Origin of the sequence: Microbacterium sp. NPDC058021, assembly GCF_042885955.1 — a bacterium.
Lineage (GTDB): Bacteria > Actinomycetota > Actinomycetes > Actinomycetales > Microbacteriaceae > Microbacterium.
In genome coordinates this window covers 246,042-260,685 of sequence record NZ_JBHVRF010000006.1, presented here as the reverse complement: position 1 = coordinate 260,685, position 14,644 = coordinate 246,042, and the positions used below count along the sequence as shown (strand labels likewise).

Here is a 14,644-nt window from a genome sequence, read left to right as displayed (position 1 = left end):
TCGCACACCCTGCCCCGATAGGGTCGCGGCATGACCTGGCAGACCCGCGCGAGCCGTGAGGTGTACAGCAACCGATGGATCCGCGTGCGGGAGGACGAGGTCACCGGCCCCGCCGGCGACGGCATCTACGGGGTCGTCGAGATGCGGCATCCGGCGGTCTTCGTCGTCGCCGTCGACGCCGAGGACCGCGTGTGCCTCGTCGAGATCGACCGCTACACCGTCGGCGTCTCGCTCGAAGTCCCCGCCGGCGGATCCGACGGTGAGGACCCGCGCGTCGCGGCCGAGCGCGAGCTCGCCGAGGAGGCGGGGGTCGGCGCCGCCGACTGGCAGCAGATCGGCGGGATGACGGCGCTCAACGGCATCGCTGAGGCGCCCGAGCACGTGTTCCTCGCCCGCGGCATCCAGACGCTGCCGGATGCCGCGCACTCGCAGGCCGAGGAGGGCATCCGCGCCGTGCGGTGGGTGCCGTTCGGCGAGGCGGTGGCGATGGTCGCCGATGGTCGCATCACCGACGGCGAGACCGTCGCCGCCCTGGCCTACGCCGGCATCCGGCTCGGCCGCTTCGCCTGATCAGCGGCCGGTGATCAGCGGCCGCGCGACGCGGTCGCGACGACGACACGGTCGGGCAGCACCCGGCTGAGCGCGACGAGCGCCTTGTACCGCAGCGACGGGATGGACACCGCCGTGCCGCGTGCGGTGTCGCGCAATGCCGCAGCGACCACGTCGCGCGCGTCGAGCCACATCCACGCGGGCACCCCCTCACGGCCGGGTGCGACGCCCATGCGCTCGTGGAAGTTGGTGTGGGTGAAGCCGGGGCACACCGCCGTCACCGTCACGCCTCGCGGGCGGTAGGCGACGTTCGCCCAGCGGCTGAAGTCGACCACCCAGCGCTTGACCGCGCCGTAGGTGGAGCGCGGGGTGAAGGCGGCGACGGATGCCACGTTGAGGATGCGTCCCCGATGGCGGGCGAGCATGCCCGGCAGCGCGGCGTGCATGAGCGTCATCGGCACGCTCACGTGCAGCGCGAGGTGGCGCTGCTCGTCCGCGAGGTCGTTGGTCTCGAACGCGAGCGGCAGTCCGAAGCCGGCGTTGTTGACGAGCATGTCGACGGGGTGCGCGTCATCGCCCACGCGCGCCGCGACCGCGGCCAGCGCGTCGGGGTCGAGGAGATCGGCGGCCAGCACCTCGCACGCGACGCCGTGGGCGGCGGTGAGCGTCTGGGCGAGGGCGGCGAGCGCGTCGCCGTCGCGCGCGACGAGCACGAGGTCCATGCCGCGGGATGCGAGCTGACGGGCGAACTCGGCACCCAGCCCAGAGCTCGCGCCGGTGATCAGTGCCGTCTTCGCCATGCCGGGAGCCTACGACCCCGGCGCCAGCGCGAGGAAGCGGTAGCGGATGCCGGTGCGCGAGAGGTGCCACCCGTCGGCCGGGTCTGCCGAGACGGTGCGCCAGGAGGTGCGGTCGGGGGCGAAGGTGTCGCCGTCGACCTCGAGGTCGAGCTCGGTGACCTCCAGCAGGTCGGCGCGGTCGATCGCCTCGCGGAAGAGTCCCGCCCCGCCGATCACCCAGACCCGGTCGGGGGCGTCGGTGTCGGCGAGCCGCAGGGCCGCATCCAGCGAGCCGGCCCGTTCGGCGCCGTCGGCCGCCCACTCCGCGTCGCGCGTGACGACGATGTTGCGCCGCCCCGGCAGCGGCCGGAACCGCGGCGGGAACGACTCCCAGGTCCTGCGGCCCATGATCACGGGCGCACCGGCGGTGACGGCCTTGAAGTGGGCGAGATCCTCGGGCACGTGCCACGGCATGCCGCCGTCGGCGCCGACGACTCCCCCGTGGGCCTCGGCCCACACCAGCCCGATGGGCGCGGTCATACCGCGACCGCCCCGCGGATGGCGGGGTGGTGCTGGTAGTCCTCGACGACGAAGTCCTCGTAGCGGTAGTCGAAGATCGACTCCGGCGTGCGGGCGAAGCGCAGCGTCGGGTACGGGTACGGATCGCGGCTCAGCTGCTCGCGCACCTGCTCGAGGTGGTTGTCGTAGATGTGGCAGTCGCCGCCGGTCCAGACGAAGTCGCCCGGTTCGAGGCCGGCCTGCTGGGCGACCATCATGGTCAGCAGCGCGTAGGAGGCGATGTTGAACGGGACGCCGAGGAACAGGTCGGCGGAGCGCTGGTAGAGCTGGCAGGAGAGCTTGCCGTCGGCGACGTAGAACTGGAACAGCGCGTGGCACGGCGGCAGCGCCATCGAGTCCACTTCGGCGGGGTTCCACGCGGTGACGATGTGCCGGCGGGAGTCGGGGTTGGTGCGGATCTGCTGGACGACCTTGGCGATCTGGTCGATCGAGCCGCCGTCGGGCGTCGGCCACGAGCGCCACTGCACGCCGTAGACGGGGCCGAGCTCGCCGTCGGCATCCGCCCACTCGTCCCAGATGGTCACACCGTGCTCACGCAGCCACGACACGTTCGACTCGCCGCGCAGGAACCACAGCAGCTCGTACGCGATGGATTTGAAGTGCACCCGCTTGGTGGTGATGAGGGGGAACCCCTCGGCGAGGTCGAACCGGATCTGCCGGCCGAACACGCTCGTCGTGCCGGTGCCGGTGCGGTCGTCCTTGTGGGTGCCGTGCTCCAGCACGTCGCGCAGGAGGTCCTCGTAGGGGGTGGGGATCGCCGTGGTCACGGCTGCCACGATACCCGCGGGGACCGACGCTGCGGGCGGGACGGGCGGACGGATGCCGCAGCGGACGCCGTGTCATGATGACGGCCGCGACGCCGGGGGCGTGCGCAGACCACTAGCCTGGGCGATGGTGAATGTCGTCGATGCCCTGATCGTTCTCACCGCGTTGCTCGCGGTGACCCTCGGCGTCGGCGGATTCGTGCAGTGGCGACAGGGGCGCCCGCAACGTCAGATCCCCAACGAAGTGGTCGATCCGCAGCGGCTGGGCGCCGAGCGGCTGGGCGACACCGCGACGCTGCTGCAGTTCAGCACTGAGCTGTGCGCGCGCTGCCCGGGCGTGCACCGGTCGCTGGCATCGCTGGCGGAGGACCGCGAGGGCGTGCTGCACCTGGACGTCGACCTCACCCACCGCCCCGACATCGCCAAGCACTTCCAGATCCTGCAGACTCCGACGACACTCATCCTCGACGGCGACGGCACCATCCAGACCCGCTTCGGCGGCGTCCCCAACAATCACGTCGTCGAACTCGAGCTCGCGCGGCTGACGGGAGGATCGGCGCATGCCTGAGTCGACGGATACTGCCTCGCGCGGCATCGACCCCCGCGGCCCGCGGTTCGGCGCGGCGATCACCTCGGTGCTGCTGCTGGTGACGATCCTGCTGAGCCTGGTCGGCCTCTCCACGGCCCGCGCGCCCATCGGCTGGTTCGCGTACGCGCCGCTGGCCGACGACGTGTACTCACCCGCAGCGACGTGGACGATCGCCTACGCCTCGCTCGCCGAGAGAGCCCTCGACCCCGGCTTCCTCGCGCTGCTCGTGGTCGCACTGCTGTTCCTGTGGGGCGTGGTCTCCCCGCGCACCGCGCCCTGGGGTGTCGTATACCGCCGGTTCGTGCAGCCGCGGCTCGCTCCCCCGACCGACCTCGAAGACCCTCGTCCCCCGCGGTTCGCGCAGGGCGTGGGGCTGTTCGTGAGCGCCGTCGGCCTCGCACTGCACCTGGCCGGCGTGCCCTGGGCACTGCCGATCGCCGCCGCCGCGGCGTTCATGGCGGCCTTCCTCAACGCCGTGTTCGGGCTGTGCCTGGGCTGCATGCTCTACCTGCTGCTGCAGCGCGTCGGACTCGTCGGCCGCGCCCGCCCGAACGCGGTCTGAACCCCGCAGCCGCATTCCGTCGCGGCATCCGCCCCGTTAGGCTCGCTCCGGGGGCGCGCCCGGCGCTCCCGGGAACCGGGAGGACCGCATGAGCGTCACCAGCGAAGCCAGCACCACGTGGCAGGGCACCCTTTTCGAGGGGTCGGGCGAGGTCGATCTGGCCAGCTCCCACCAGGGGCCGTTCGCCGTCAACTGGAAGGCGCGCAGCGAGGGCTCGGGCTCGGTGACGACCCCCGAGGAACTCATCGCCGCGGCGCACTCGTCGTGCTTCTCGATGGCGCTGTCCAACGCCCTCGCCCAGAACGGCACGCCGCCCGAGCGCATCGAGACCACCGCGTCGGTGACCTTCGTCCCCGGCACCGGCATCAGCGGCAGCCACCTCAACGTCAACGCCAGCGTGCCCGGCCTGTCGGCGGAGGACTTCGCGCGCATCGCCGACGAGGCCAAGACCGGCTGCCCCGTCTCGGCGGCGCTCGCGGGCATCGAGATCACCCTCGAGGCGACCCTCGCCTGACATGACGGATCAGCGGATGCCGCAGCGCGTCGTGATCGCCGGCGCCTCCGGTCTCATCGGTCGCGCACTGGCGCGGTCGCTGCGGGCCGACGGCGTGGCGGTGACGACACTCGTGCGGCATCCGCCGACCTCCCCCGACGAGGTGGCGTGGCTCATCGACGAACGCCCCCTCGACCCGGACGTCCTCGCCGGCGCCGATGCCGTGGTGGGCCTCAACGGCGCCAGCATCGGCCGGTTCCCGTGGACGTCCTCCTACCGGCACACGCTGCTGTGGTCGCGCATCACGCCCACGCAGGCGCTCGCGTCGGCGGTGCGCTCGCTCGGCGACGACGCGCCCGCCTTCGTGTCGGCATCCGCCGTGGGCTACTACGGCTCGGTCCCCGGGCGGCGCCTGACCGAAGGCGCTGGCCGGGGCGAGTCGTTCCTCGCGGACCTCTGCGGCGAGTGGGAGGCGGCCGCCTTCGCCGCCGGCGACCGGGCGAAGGTCGCCGTGCTGCGCACCGCCCCCGTCATCGATCGCGACGGGGTGCTGGGGCCGCTCATGCTCCTCACCCGGGCAGGGCTCTCCGGCCCCATCGGCCGCGGCACCCAGGTGTGGCCGTGGATCTCGCTCGACGACGAGGTGCGCGCCATCCGCCACGTCATCGACGCCGGCCTCACCGGTCCGGTGAACCTGACCGGACCCACGCGGGCGACCGCCAACGACCTCGGCTTCGCATTGGCGGTGCGGATGAACCGGCCGTTCGTCGTGCGCGCGCCGGTGTGGGCGCTGCGACTGGCGCTCGGGCGCGATGCCACCGAGGCGTTGCTGACCACCGACGCCGACGTCGTGCCCGAGGTGCTGGCGTCGACGGGCTTCGCCTTCCACCACCGCACGGTGGACGACGCCGTCGCGGCGGCGCTGGCGTCGGCTTAGTCGCGACCGGCGCGCGCCGCCCGGTCGGTGCGCTCCAGCGCGATCGCGCGGCGGATGGCGCCACGCGCGCGGCGTCGGTCGCCGGCGCCGTCGTAGGCCAAGCCCAGCCGGTACCAGGCGCGCCAGTCGTCGGGCGCGGCCTCGACGGCGGAGCGGTACGCCGGGAAGAGAGCGTCGGCATCCTCGCGCTGCGGGCGGCCGCTCGGACGCAGGGCGATGTCCTCGGTGGGCAGGGCCCCCTCGGCCTCGAGACGCCGGCCCACCTGCTGCGCGCGCACGCCGAACCACAGTTCCCGGCCCAGCGCCCAGGCGGCGATCACCGGGAGCGCGAACAGCGCCACCCCCATCGCGATGCCGACTGGCTCGCCGCTCTGCAGCAGCAGCCACCCACGATGGGCGACCAGCCCGATGTACAGCGCGAGCATCACCGCCATGACGGCGACGCCGATGCGTGTGCTCATGCGCCGGTGGTCCGGGCGACCTGGCCGGGCACGCCGCCCTCGTCGACGGGCGCGCCATCGGGCGTGCCCGGGGTGCGCAGGCCGATGTCGAGGAAGCTGTCGAGCCCGACGATCACGCCGCGGGCATCGCGGGCGGCGTCGAGGGCGAGGCGGATGCCGGGGGCGTACGCCCGGGCGGGATCGATCGTGTCGTGCACGATCGACAGCGACTCCCCCGGTCCCGAGAGGATCGTCTCCTGGCGGGCGACGACGCCGGGACGGCGCAGCGAATGGATCGGCACGCTCGCGACCTGTTGCCCGCGGGCACGCTGGTCGACGTACGGCGACTCGACGGGACCGACGGCGGCGCGACCGGCGGCGATCAGCTCGGCCGTGCGCACCGCGGTGCCGCTGGGCGAGTCGATCTTCGTCTCACGGTGCGCCTCGACGATCTCGATCGAGGGGAAGAAGCGTGCGGATGCCGCGGCGAGCGCGGAGCCCAGCACGGAGCCCAGCGAGAAGTTCGGGACGAACACCGCGCCGGTGCCGGCTTCGGCCACGAGCGGGCGCACGAGCGCGATGCGCTCCGCCGACCATCCGGAGGTGCCGATCAGCAGCTGCTGGCCGCGTTCGATGGCGTGACGCACGACGTCGATCGAGACGGCGGGGGTCGAGGTGTCGATGACGAGGTCCGCGGCATCCATCTCGGAGAGGTCGCTGGCGGAGGAGAGCGAGGCGACCAGCTCGAACCCGTCGGTGTCGTCCACGACGGTGCGCACGATCCCGCCGAGCTTGCCGGTTCCGCCCACGATGGCCACGCGTGTCGTCATGCCTCCAGCCTACGGGGCTACGCTCGAACCCATGGTGAGCCTGCGTCCCACGCCCGTCGACGACCCCACCGCGCACGAGCTGCTGACGGACTATTTCGGGATGCGGGCCGAGAGCTTTCCGGGCCAGGCCTACCGCACCGTGTTCCCCGACCCGGCGAGCTTCACCCCGCCCGCGGGCGTCTTCCTCGTCGTGGTCGACGACGAGGGGCGCGCGGTGGGCTGCGGCGGCATCCGACGCATCGCCGACGGACCGCACGGCGCGCGCTACGAGGTGAAGCACCTGTTCCTGCGCCCCGAGACACGCGGGCGCGGCTGGGGCCGCGTGCTGCTGGCGGGCCTGGAGGATGCCGCCCGGCGGGGGGATGCCGCCGAGCTCGTGCTCGACACCCACCACACGCTCGAGGCTGCGGGGAGCCTCTACGCGGCATCCGGCTTCACCGCCATCGAGCCCTACAACGACAACGCCAACGCGACGCGCTGGTACGGCAAGGTGCTCGCCTGACCGCGCGACCGCGTTCGGTCGTCGCATCCGGCCCGCCTGTGCGACGCAGCTGGGGCTTTCGCGACGACCGAACCTGGGGCGCGAGTGCTCACTCGGCGGTGCGAGTGCTCACTCGGCGGTACGAATGCTCACTCGGCGGCGCGAATGCTCACTCGGCGGCGGTCAGCTGCCGCCGCGCAGCGCGGTCACCGGCTCGATGCGCGACGCCCGGCGGGCGGGGAACCAGCCGGCGACCAGGCCGACGACGGCGCCGAGCACCGCTCCTCCCACCGCGATCCACGGGTCGATGACGGGTGTCCACTGCTGCACGGCCGAGAACGTCACCACCGACACGACCGCGAGCGCGGCGCCCATGAGTCCGCCCAGCAGCCCGATGATGATCGACTCCACGACGAACTGCGACGCGATCTGACGCCCCGTCGCCCCCAGCGCCCGGCGCAGGCCGATCTCGGGGACGCGCTCGATGACGTTGAGCATCGTGACGTTGGCGATGCCCAGGGCACCGGCCAGCAGCACGATGCCGCCCAGGATGAGGAAGACGACGTTGACGTCGGCGCTCACGCTGTCGCCCAGGTTCGAGCGCGCCGACGGCGCCGAGACCTCAAGGTTCTCCGGGGCGTCGGGCGACAGGGCGATGGCGGACTGCTCGCCCACCTGCGGTCCGGTCCCCATCGCGATGCGCATCTGCATCTCGCCGGGGGCGCCCAGGGCCCGCTCGGCGCGCGCGGTGTGCAGCGGCATGACGACCGCGTCGAGCAGATCACCGCGCGCCTGCACATCGCCGAAGACGCCCATGACGGCATACGGCACCCCGCCGATGAACACCGACGGCTGCCGATCGACGCGGTTGATGCCCAGCCGCTCCGCCGCACGCGCGCCGAGCACGACGACGCGGTCGGCCCGCGCGTCGTGCCCCGCATCGAACATGCGGCCGGTGAGCAGGTCACCGCCCACGACGTCCAGCAGGCCGGCCGTGGCCGCGAACAGGGCGGGCGAGGCCGCCACGGCCGCGGACGGATCGTTGACGGGGACCGCGGCGATCGTGTCGACGCCGAGCGAGACCTCGGCGATGAGCGTCGCCGCCTCCACCCCCACCAGCCGGGAGACCCGGTCCACGCCGTCCCACGGCAGCCGGGTCGTCGCCGCGCTGCCGCCGGACGCGGTGGGCGCCTCGCCCGGCGCCACCACCACCTGCGTCGCCTTGACGGCGTCGAACTGCCGGGCGATCTGGTGCGCGGCGGTCTGGGCGAACCCGACGGTCGCCACGAGCGCGCCGATGCCGAGCACGGTGCCGACGAGGGTCATCGCCAGGCGCCCGGGACGGGAGCCGATGTCGGCGGTGGCCTCGACGACGAGGTCCTGGAAGGTGAAGCGGTCGGCGTGCGGGACGTGCGGCACGAGGCCGGGGGCCGTGGCCGGCTCGGATGCCGCTGCGGCCTCGCCGGCGCGACGCCGTCGCCGCACCCGCGGCCACCGCAGAGTGAACCGGGCCATCAGCCCTCCTCGGTGAGTCGGCCGTCGGCGATGCGCACCCGGCGGTCGGCGCGGGAGGCCACGGCGGTGTCGTGGGTGATGACCACGAGGGTCAGGCCATCGGCGCGCAGGTCGTCGAACAGCTCCATCACCTCTTCCGAGGTGGCGGCATCCAGGTTGCCGGTCGGCTCATCGGCCAGCAGCACGCTGGGGGTGCTCACGACCGCCCGCGCCACCGCGACCCGCTGGCGTTCGCCGCCGGAGAGCCGCGTGGGCAGGAAGTCGGTGCGATGACTGAGCCCGACACGATCGAGCGTGCGCCGGGCGCGGCTCTCGCGCTCCCGCCGCGGCACACCGCTGTAGAGCATGGGCATGAGCACGTTGTCGAGCACCGTGCGCCGCGGCATGAGGTGGAACGACTGGAACACGAACCCGATGCGGCGAGCGCGCACCGCGGCACGCTCGTCTTCCGAGAGCGTTCCGGTGACGGTTCCGTCGATGCGGTACTCCCCCACGCTCGGGCGATCGAGCAGGCCCAGCAGGTTCAGCATGGTGGATTTGCCCGAGCCGCTCGGCCCCACGATCGACACGTAGTCGCCGCGCCCCACCTCCAGGTTCACGCCTTTCAGCGCCTGCACCTCGGGAGGACCGGGGAACGAACGGGTGACGTCGCGCAGCTCGAGGAGCGGCCCGCTCACCGCCCGACCACCACGAGGTCGCCCTCGCCCAGCTCCCCCTCGGCGGGGGTGACCTCGACGGAGCCGCCGGCGGCGAGCCCGGTCGTGACGACGACGAGCCGGGTCTTCGCGTCCTTGCCGTCGCGCGGATCGCCGTCGACGACCTCGACGCGCGCCTCGCCGCCGGGTCCGGCGGTGAGGGCGGCGACGGGCACCGACAGCACCTCGCCGGCGGTCGCACCGACCGGCAGGGACACCCGAACGTTGCGGCCCTGCAGCTGCATGGCCTGGTCGGCGGTGAGCTCGTCGGGCTGCAGCTCGATCGTCCATCGGTCGCCCTGCGTGGCCCCCGGGGTGAGGGCGGCGATCACGGCCCGGTGCGGGGTTCCGTCGGCCAGTTCGAACGATGCCTCGCCGCCGATCTCCAGCAGTGCGGCGTCGGTGGGAGCGGCACTGCCGCTGACGGTGACCGTCGCACCGGAGACGACCATCGCCGCCCCCTGCAGCACCTGACCGCGCGTGACGTTGACGGCATCCACGCGGCGCGGCAGATCGCCGAGGTAGAGCACCTCCCCCGCCGACAGTGACGGCAGCGCCTGCTCCCGTGCCCGGGTGAGGGTCGAACGGGCGTCGGCCACCTGGCGCTCCGCCGCGTCCACGGCGGCGCGCTCTGCCGACGTGTCGACAGCGGCATCCAGCTGCCGGCGTTCGAGCTGGCGCAGCTCCAGGGCGTCGCGGAGGTCGGCGCCCTCCGCCTCCCACCCGGGGATCGCTGCGGGGTCGGCCGGCGGCTGCGAGCGGTGTACGTCGAACGCGCGCTGGGCGCTGTTGACGGCGTTGTCCGCGGCGCGCACGTCGACCGGCGATGCGCCGCCGCCGGCCCGCCCGAGGTCGGCCCGCGCCGATGCCAGTGCCTGCTCGGCGCCGCGCACGCCCTCCTGCGCGGCCAGCACGGCGTCTCCCGCCCCCGCCTCGGCGGCGGGCGCCGGATACCCGACGCGCGCGTACAGCGCGGTGACGGCGGCGGCGGCGGCTTCGTCGAAGACATCGGATGCCGGGTCGCCCGCATCGATGCCCACCTGCTGCATCGCCTGCTTGAACTGCACGACGTCGGGGCCGGTGAGGCCGAACACGAGGGTGCGGTAGGCCGGCAGCTCCCCCGGCAGCACGATCACGGGCCGCCCCGCGACCTCCAGTGCGACCGACAGCGGGTCCAGCGTGACGCCCGGCTCAGGGACGCTGCCGGTGACCACGGCCGGCCCGCCGAGGGCGGCCGTGTCGATCGTGACCTCGACGGAGTCGGCGTAGCCCACGTCGCCGCGGATCGCGAGATCGTTGCTCAGGATGCCGCGCTCGACGGCCACCGTGATCAGCCCCGGCGCCGGCGGGTCGGTCAGCGACGCCGCATCGGCGGGCGACAGCAGGAACCGACCCACGAGCAAGCCGGCGACGAGGCTCACCACCGCCGCGGCGGCCATGATCCACAGCGCCCGGTTGGAGCGGAACACCCGCCGCCAGCCGTCGACGCGTGCGTCGTCCTCACGCGGTGGCGTCGCCGACGCGTCGACTCGACCCGCCTCGTCGTCCGGGAGCAGCTCGTCGAAGGCCGGTGCGGTGCGGGTGCTCACCGAGCAGCCTGCTCTGCGGCGGCGAGGAATGCGTCGAGCTCGGCCTGGTGGTCGGCGATGAACTGCTCCTCGAGCACCGTCATGACCTCGGTGTTCTTGTCGCGGTAGTCCGTCTTCTCACGGCATTCCAGGTCCACCAGCGCCAGTTCGATCTCGCGCTCCCCCAGCTCGGCGAGCTCGGGGTCGTCTTCGATCCACTCGGTCTGGTTCTCGTAGTACGCGTTCAGCTCGTCGCTGATCGACATCTGGGCATCGCCCTGCGCGGCGAAGCCGGGGTAGCCGCCTTCGTCCATGCACGTCGCCCACGCGGCGTTCAGATCGGCGAGCTCGGGGGCGGTGGCCAGGCCCATGTAGAAGTCGTTGATGGCATCCATGATCGGCTTGTGCTCGTCGGAGGTGGTCGGGTCGTCCCCCTCCATCTCATGCTGCGCCCAGCCGTGGCATCCGGCCGTCGTCCAGTCGTACTCGTAGGAGCCGTCCTCGCTCATCTCCTCTTCGGGGGTCGGCGGGCCGTAGAGCACCTCGTAGAAGGCGGTCTGCTCGGCCGCGGAGAGGCTGGAGACGTAGTCCGCGTTGGGGTCGACGTACTCCTCGGAAGGCTCCATCGCCTCGTCGCCGCCCGGGTAGTTGATCATGCCGTAGCCGTACTGGGCGACCCATTCCTGCGAGTCGGGCTCGTAGACGTTGTCGGAGGCGAACGAGATGGACCCGGTGTTCGGGGCCGGGATGTACTCGAACCCCTCCTCGGTCATGCACTGAGCGACGAGTTCCTCCCGCTCGGCGTTGTCCTTCTCCATCCGCTCGATCTGCTCCTCTTCGCTGAGGTCACCGCCCCACGCGGCCGACAGGTAGCGGCTCAGCGGCGAGAGCTCTTCCTCCTCGGCGCCCCCACCCGCGGCGGGCGTGCATCCGGTCAACGCGACGATCAGTGCGACGGCGCCGACGACGGCGCCCGCGGTGTGGCGGTACATGTTCCTCCCAGAGTCCCCCAGCGGCGTCATGCCGCTCCATTGAGGTCAGGCTATGGGATTGCTGTGAGTGCGCGCATCCCTCTGAAGGATGATCCGCGGCAGGGCTCAGCCGGCCGCCTCGGCGTCGGCCTTGAACGCCTCGAGCTCTGCCCGGTGCTCGGCGACGAACGTCTTCTCCTGCGCCGCCGTGACGGCGGCTTCGCGCGCGCGGAAGTCCGTCTCCTCGCGACAGTCGAGGTCCGCGAGGGCGAGCGCGATCTCCTGGTCGCCGAGGGCGGCGAGCTGGGGGTCGTCGGGCACCCAGGCCGTCTGCCGGCCGTAGTACTCGGCCACGGCCTCGGCGATGGATGTCTCGGCGTCGCGCTGCACGGTGAAGCCGGTGTGCCCCGCGTCCGTCATGCACGCGGCCCACGTCGCGTTCAGCTCGACCAGTTCCGGCACGGTCTGCAGCTGCGCGTAGAAGCGGTTGACCGCATCGATCAGCTCGGTGTGCTCGCCGGAGGTCAGTGGGTTGTCGCCCTCGAGCTCCTGCTGCGCCCAGTCGTGGCATCCACCTGCGGCGCTCTCGCCCTCCCCGCCGCCGTACAGCGCGACGTAATACTCCGCCCGGCGCTCGTCGTCGAGTGCGGCCACGTAGTCCTGGTTCGGGTCGACCAGCTGCCCGGTCGGCGCGACCGCGTCGGCCTGACCGGGAGAGGTCACGATGCCGTAGCCGTACTGCTGCACCCAGTCGCGGGAGTCGGGTTCGTACGCCGCGACCGCCTCGGACGCGCCCGCGTCGCCGGCCGCGCCGGGGGCGACGTAGTCGAAGCCGGCCGCCGACATGCACTGCGCCACCAGCTGGTCGCGCCGCTCGCTCTCCCGCTGCAGCTGCGCGCGCTGCTCGGGGGTGCCGAGGTCCCCGCCCCAGGCGGCATCGAGGTAGTAGTCCAGCGTCGAGCGCGGATCCGCGTCGGCGTCTGCGCCCGCGCAGCCGGTGAGGGCGAGGAGGACCGCCGTGCCGAGAAGGGCAACGGCGGCGGTGGGGCGCTGCATCGGATCTCCGGTCCTCGCGAACGGGGTGTCGCGTTCGGATCAGGCTAAGCGGTGAGGGATGCCGGAAGCGGCGCGCGCCTCAGACCGGCGGCAGCTCGGGCATGCCGGTGCGAAGCTCCACCGGCAGGTGGCCGAGGTCGTTGTGCGAGACGAGGGTCCAGGGGCGGCCGGGGCGCTGGGCGACCACGGTGAGCCCGCAGTGCGCCTGCGTGAGCGTCAGCCACCGCCACTCGGGCATCTGCAGCACCTCCCGCACGAACCAGGCGATGACGAAGTTGTGCGTGATGAGCAGCTCGTGCGCGTCGGGCTTGCGTCGCAGGAACTCGCCGACGGCATCCGACATCTGCGCCCCGCCGGCCTCGATCTCGGCCTCGGTGTACGACCCGAAGAACGGCTCGTACACGGCGGGGGTCGCCTCGGACATGCCCGTGGGCACGCAGTCGAACAGCAGCGCGTTGGGCTGCGGCGACACCGACGGCAGCCGATCGGCGACCGCACGCGCGGTCTGCGCCGCGCGCTCGAGAGGCGAATGCCACACCGCCGTCAGCGGCACCCCCGACAATCGGTCGGCCAGCAGGGCGGCCTGCCGCTGACCGCGCGGCGAGAGAGGCCCGTCATCGATGCCGTGCTCGGCGTCGAGATGCTCTCCGTGCCGCACGAGAAACAGATACTGCGTCACATTCGCTCGCTTCATCGGGGGGAACGCGCGCCGTGGCGCACCATTCCACCCTACGTCAGGGTTTCGTCACACGGTCGCGCGGGCGAGTTCGGCCAGCTGGCTGCGGCCGAGCTTCACCCCGACGCCCTGCACCAGCTCCTCGACGTGCGCGGGCGAGAAGACGTTGACGATCGGCGCGACGACGGTCTTCTGCGCGAGCAGCCAGGCCAACGCCACTGCGGCATCGGTGACGGCGAGTTCGGCCGCCAGCGCGTCGAGGGCGCGCAGGGTGCGCGTGCCGCGCCGATTCATGCTCGCTGCGAGCTGGGAGCCGCGCACCGAGGTGCCCGCTCCGGCGCGCGAGCGGTGCCGACCGGCGAGGAAGCCGTGCTCGAGCGCGTGCGAGGGGGTCACCACGATGCCCTGTGCACCGGCGACGAGGCGCAGGTCGCCCTCGAACTCGGTGCGACGCAGCAGGTTGTACGGCACATCCAGCGCCGTGACCCGCGGCAGCCCCGCCGAGGAGAGGATGCGCGCCTCGACCAGCTGCGGCGCCGTGAGCGCGAAGGCACCGAGCGAACCCACCTTTCCCGAATCGATCAGCCATTCCACGGTGGCCAGCGCATCTTCGAGTGCGGTCCCGCGGTCGACGGTGCCGTCGAGGTACAGCAGGTCGATGCGGTCGGTGCGCAGCCGCGTGAGCGACGCCTCGACGGCGCGGATGAGGTTCACGGGGCCGAGGCCCGGGTGGTCGGGGTTGGCGCCGATGCGCACCGCGAGCACCAGGTCGTCGCGCAGACCCCGCGAGTGCACCCACTGCCCGATGATGTGCTCGCTGCGGCCCCCGGCGAACGAGTCGGAGGTGTGCACGGCGTTGCCACCGGCCTCGAGGTAGGTGTCGAGGATGGCGTGGCTGGATTCGAGGTCGACCCGCCACCCGAACTCGGCGCCGCCGACGATGAACGGGAACACCTGCAGGCCGGAATCGCCCAGGGTCGCCCGCACGCCCTGCCCGATGGGCGGGCCCTGCACCGGAATGGGAGCAGACGGATGCGTGCCGCGGGCTTCGATCACGGGGCGCGACGAGGAGTTCGTCGAACCGACACCGAACAACCCCATGCTGCCACCCCCCTCGGTATTCCGCTGTGCGGATGCGAGCCGTCTGCCACGCCCCCGGC

The 14,644-nt window shown here is 72.8% G+C and carries 18 protein-coding genes; 6 read left to right on the top strand and 12 right to left on the bottom strand.

Annotation, left to right across the window (positions count from 1 at the left end; all coding sequences use genetic code 11):
- The first annotated feature begins 30 nt into the window (after window positions 1-30).
- Complete coding sequence (locus ACFVR6_RS14535) at window positions 31-570, top strand: NUDIX domain-containing protein (protein ID WP_386964259.1); 540 nt, start codon at window positions 31-33, stop codon at window positions 568-570.
- A 14-nt stretch (window positions 571-584) separates the two neighbouring features.
- Here ACFVR6_RS14535 and ACFVR6_RS14530 read toward each other — a convergent pair whose 3' ends face one another.
- The 3 genes from ACFVR6_RS14530 to ACFVR6_RS14520 are packed head-to-tail and all read right to left on the bottom strand — an operon-like array spanning window position 585 to window position 2,674.
- The gene (locus ACFVR6_RS14530) at window positions 585-1,349 is read right to left on the bottom strand and encodes an SDR family NAD(P)-dependent oxidoreductase (protein WP_386964257.1); all 765 of its coding nucleotides are present in this window, start codon (window positions 1,347-1,349) and stop codon (window positions 585-587) included.
- Between the two features lie 9 nt (window positions 1,350-1,358).
- On the bottom strand, window positions 1,359-1,868 hold the full coding sequence (locus tag ACFVR6_RS14525) for a dihydrofolate reductase (RefSeq protein WP_386964254.1): 510 nt from the start codon (window positions 1,866-1,868) through the stop codon (window positions 1,359-1,361).
- Window positions 1,865-2,674: a thymidylate synthase gene (locus tag ACFVR6_RS14520; RefSeq protein WP_386964252.1), complete on the bottom strand. Its 810-nt coding sequence runs from the start codon at window positions 2,672-2,674 to the stop codon at window positions 1,865-1,867. The genes ACFVR6_RS14525 and ACFVR6_RS14520 overlap by 4 nt, the downstream gene beginning before the upstream one ends.
- 124 nt (window positions 2,675-2,798) lie before the next feature.
- Between ACFVR6_RS14520 and ACFVR6_RS14515 the strand changes: the two genes are divergently transcribed.
- From ACFVR6_RS14515 to ACFVR6_RS14500, 4 genes are all read left to right on the top strand, one after another.
- Entirely contained in the window at window positions 2,799-3,239 is a 441-nt protein-coding gene (locus tag ACFVR6_RS14515) for a TlpA family protein disulfide reductase (RefSeq protein WP_386964250.1), read from the top strand.
- Entirely contained in the window at window positions 3,232-3,822 is a 591-nt protein-coding gene (locus tag ACFVR6_RS14510) for a DUF4395 domain-containing protein (protein ID WP_386964248.1), read from the top strand. The genes ACFVR6_RS14515 and ACFVR6_RS14510 overlap by 8 nt, the downstream gene beginning before the upstream one ends.
- Before the next feature lie 88 nt (window positions 3,823-3,910).
- A complete protein-coding gene (locus ACFVR6_RS14505) occupies window positions 3,911-4,336 on the top strand; it encodes an OsmC family peroxiredoxin (protein WP_386964246.1) in 426 nt (141 codons plus the stop codon).
- A 1-nt stretch (window position 4,337) separates the two neighbouring features.
- Window positions 4,338-5,252, top strand: a complete 915-nt coding sequence (locus ACFVR6_RS14500; protein ID WP_386964244.1) for a TIGR01777 family oxidoreductase — start codon at window positions 4,338-4,340, stop codon at window positions 5,250-5,252.
- Here the strand turns inward: ACFVR6_RS14500 and ACFVR6_RS14495 are convergent.
- Window positions 5,249-5,713 carry a hypothetical protein gene (locus ACFVR6_RS14495; RefSeq protein WP_386964242.1) on the bottom strand — a complete coding sequence of 155 codons (465 nt, stop codon included), beginning with the start codon at window positions 5,711-5,713 and terminating at the stop codon, window positions 5,249-5,251. The genes ACFVR6_RS14500 and ACFVR6_RS14495 overlap by 4 nt on opposite strands.
- Window positions 5,710-6,522: a 4-hydroxy-tetrahydrodipicolinate reductase gene (locus ACFVR6_RS14490; RefSeq protein WP_386964239.1), complete on the bottom strand. Its 813-nt coding sequence runs from the start codon at window positions 6,520-6,522 to the stop codon at window positions 5,710-5,712. The genes ACFVR6_RS14495 and ACFVR6_RS14490 overlap by 4 nt, the downstream gene beginning before the upstream one ends.
- Window positions 6,523-6,553: 31 nt before the next feature.
- On the opposite strand from ACFVR6_RS14490, the gene ACFVR6_RS14485 reads away from it, so the two are divergent.
- Window positions 6,554-7,024, top strand: a complete 471-nt coding sequence (locus tag ACFVR6_RS14485; protein ID WP_386964237.1) for a GNAT family N-acetyltransferase — start codon at window positions 6,554-6,556, stop codon at window positions 7,022-7,024.
- 162 nt (window positions 7,025-7,186) lie between these two features.
- Here the strand turns inward: ACFVR6_RS14485 and ACFVR6_RS14480 are convergent, their stop codons facing one another.
- From ACFVR6_RS14480 to ACFVR6_RS14450, 7 genes are all read right to left on the bottom strand, one after another.
- A complete protein-coding gene (locus ACFVR6_RS14480) occupies window positions 7,187-8,518 on the bottom strand; it encodes an ABC transporter permease (protein WP_386964235.1) in 1,332 nt (443 codons plus the stop codon).
- Complete coding sequence (locus ACFVR6_RS14475) at window positions 8,518-9,195, bottom strand: ABC transporter ATP-binding protein (protein ID WP_386964233.1); 678 nt, start codon at window positions 9,193-9,195, stop codon at window positions 8,518-8,520. The genes ACFVR6_RS14480 and ACFVR6_RS14475 overlap by 1 nt, the downstream gene beginning before the upstream one ends.
- Window positions 9,192-10,802, bottom strand: coding sequence for a hypothetical protein (locus ACFVR6_RS14470; RefSeq protein ID WP_386964231.1), 1,611 nt, complete (start codon window positions 10,800-10,802; stop codon window positions 9,192-9,194). The genes ACFVR6_RS14475 and ACFVR6_RS14470 overlap by 4 nt, the downstream gene beginning before the upstream one ends.
- Entirely contained in the window at window positions 10,799-11,773 is a 975-nt protein-coding gene (locus tag ACFVR6_RS14465) for a hypothetical protein (protein WP_386964229.1), read from the bottom strand. Before ACFVR6_RS14465 ends, ACFVR6_RS14470 begins: the two co-directional genes overlap by 4 nt.
- 105 nt (window positions 11,774-11,878) lie before the next feature.
- Window positions 11,879-12,808 carry a hypothetical protein gene (locus tag ACFVR6_RS14460; protein ID WP_386964227.1) on the bottom strand — a complete coding sequence of 310 codons (930 nt, stop codon included), beginning with the start codon at window positions 12,806-12,808 and terminating at the stop codon, window positions 11,879-11,881.
- A 79-nt stretch (window positions 12,809-12,887) separates the two neighbouring features.
- Complete coding sequence (locus ACFVR6_RS14455) at window positions 12,888-13,487, bottom strand: histidine phosphatase family protein (protein ID WP_386964225.1); 600 nt, start codon at window positions 13,485-13,487, stop codon at window positions 12,888-12,890.
- Between the two features lie 66 nt (window positions 13,488-13,553).
- Complete coding sequence (locus ACFVR6_RS14450) at window positions 13,554-14,585, bottom strand: aldo/keto reductase (protein WP_386964223.1); 1,032 nt, start codon at window positions 14,583-14,585, stop codon at window positions 13,554-13,556.
- Window positions 14,586-14,644: the final 59 nt, after the last annotated feature.

Excerpts from the sequence above, each read along its gene's own strand:
- ACFVR6_RS14500 (WP_386964244.1), top strand. The coding sequence starts at position 4,338 with ATGACGGATCAGCGGATGCCGCAGCGCGTCGTGATCGCCGGCGCCTCC.
- ACFVR6_RS14530 (WP_386964257.1), bottom strand. The coding sequence starts at position 1,349 with ATGGCGAAGACGGCACTGATCACCGGCGCGAGCTCTGGGCTGGGTGCC.
- ACFVR6_RS14450 (WP_386964223.1), bottom strand. The coding sequence starts at position 14,585 with ATGGGGTTGTTCGGTGTCGGTTCGACGAACTCCTCGTCGCGCCCCGTG.
- ACFVR6_RS14505 (WP_386964246.1), top strand. The coding sequence starts at position 3,911 with ATGAGCGTCACCAGCGAAGCCAGCACCACGTGGCAGGGCACCCTTTTC.
- ACFVR6_RS14535 (WP_386964259.1), top strand. The coding sequence starts at position 31 with ATGACCTGGCAGACCCGCGCGAGCCGTGAGGTGTACAGCAACCGATGG.
- ACFVR6_RS14495 (WP_386964242.1), bottom strand. The coding sequence starts at position 5,713 with ATGAGCACACGCATCGGCGTCGCCGTCATGGCGGTGATGCTCGCGCTG.
- ACFVR6_RS14490 (WP_386964239.1), bottom strand. The coding sequence starts at position 6,522 with ATGACGACACGCGTGGCCATCGTGGGCGGAACCGGCAAGCTCGGCGGG.
- ACFVR6_RS14510 (WP_386964248.1), top strand. The coding sequence starts at position 3,232 with ATGCCTGAGTCGACGGATACTGCCTCGCGCGGCATCGACCCCCGCGGC.
- ACFVR6_RS14460 (WP_386964227.1), bottom strand. The coding sequence starts at position 12,808 with ATGCAGCGCCCCACCGCCGCCGTTGCCCTTCTCGGCACGGCGGTCCTC.
- ACFVR6_RS14485 (WP_386964237.1), top strand. The coding sequence starts at position 6,554 with ATGGTGAGCCTGCGTCCCACGCCCGTCGACGACCCCACCGCGCACGAG.
- ACFVR6_RS14525 (WP_386964254.1), bottom strand. The coding sequence starts at position 1,868 with ATGACCGCGCCCATCGGGCTGGTGTGGGCCGAGGCCCACGGGGGAGTC.
- ACFVR6_RS14465 (WP_386964229.1), bottom strand. The coding sequence starts at position 11,773 with ATGTACCGCCACACCGCGGGCGCCGTCGTCGGCGCCGTCGCACTGATC.
- ACFVR6_RS14480 (WP_386964235.1), bottom strand. The coding sequence starts at position 8,518 with ATGGCCCGGTTCACTCTGCGGTGGCCGCGGGTGCGGCGACGGCGTCGC.
- ACFVR6_RS14515 (WP_386964250.1), top strand. The coding sequence starts at position 2,799 with ATGGTGAATGTCGTCGATGCCCTGATCGTTCTCACCGCGTTGCTCGCG.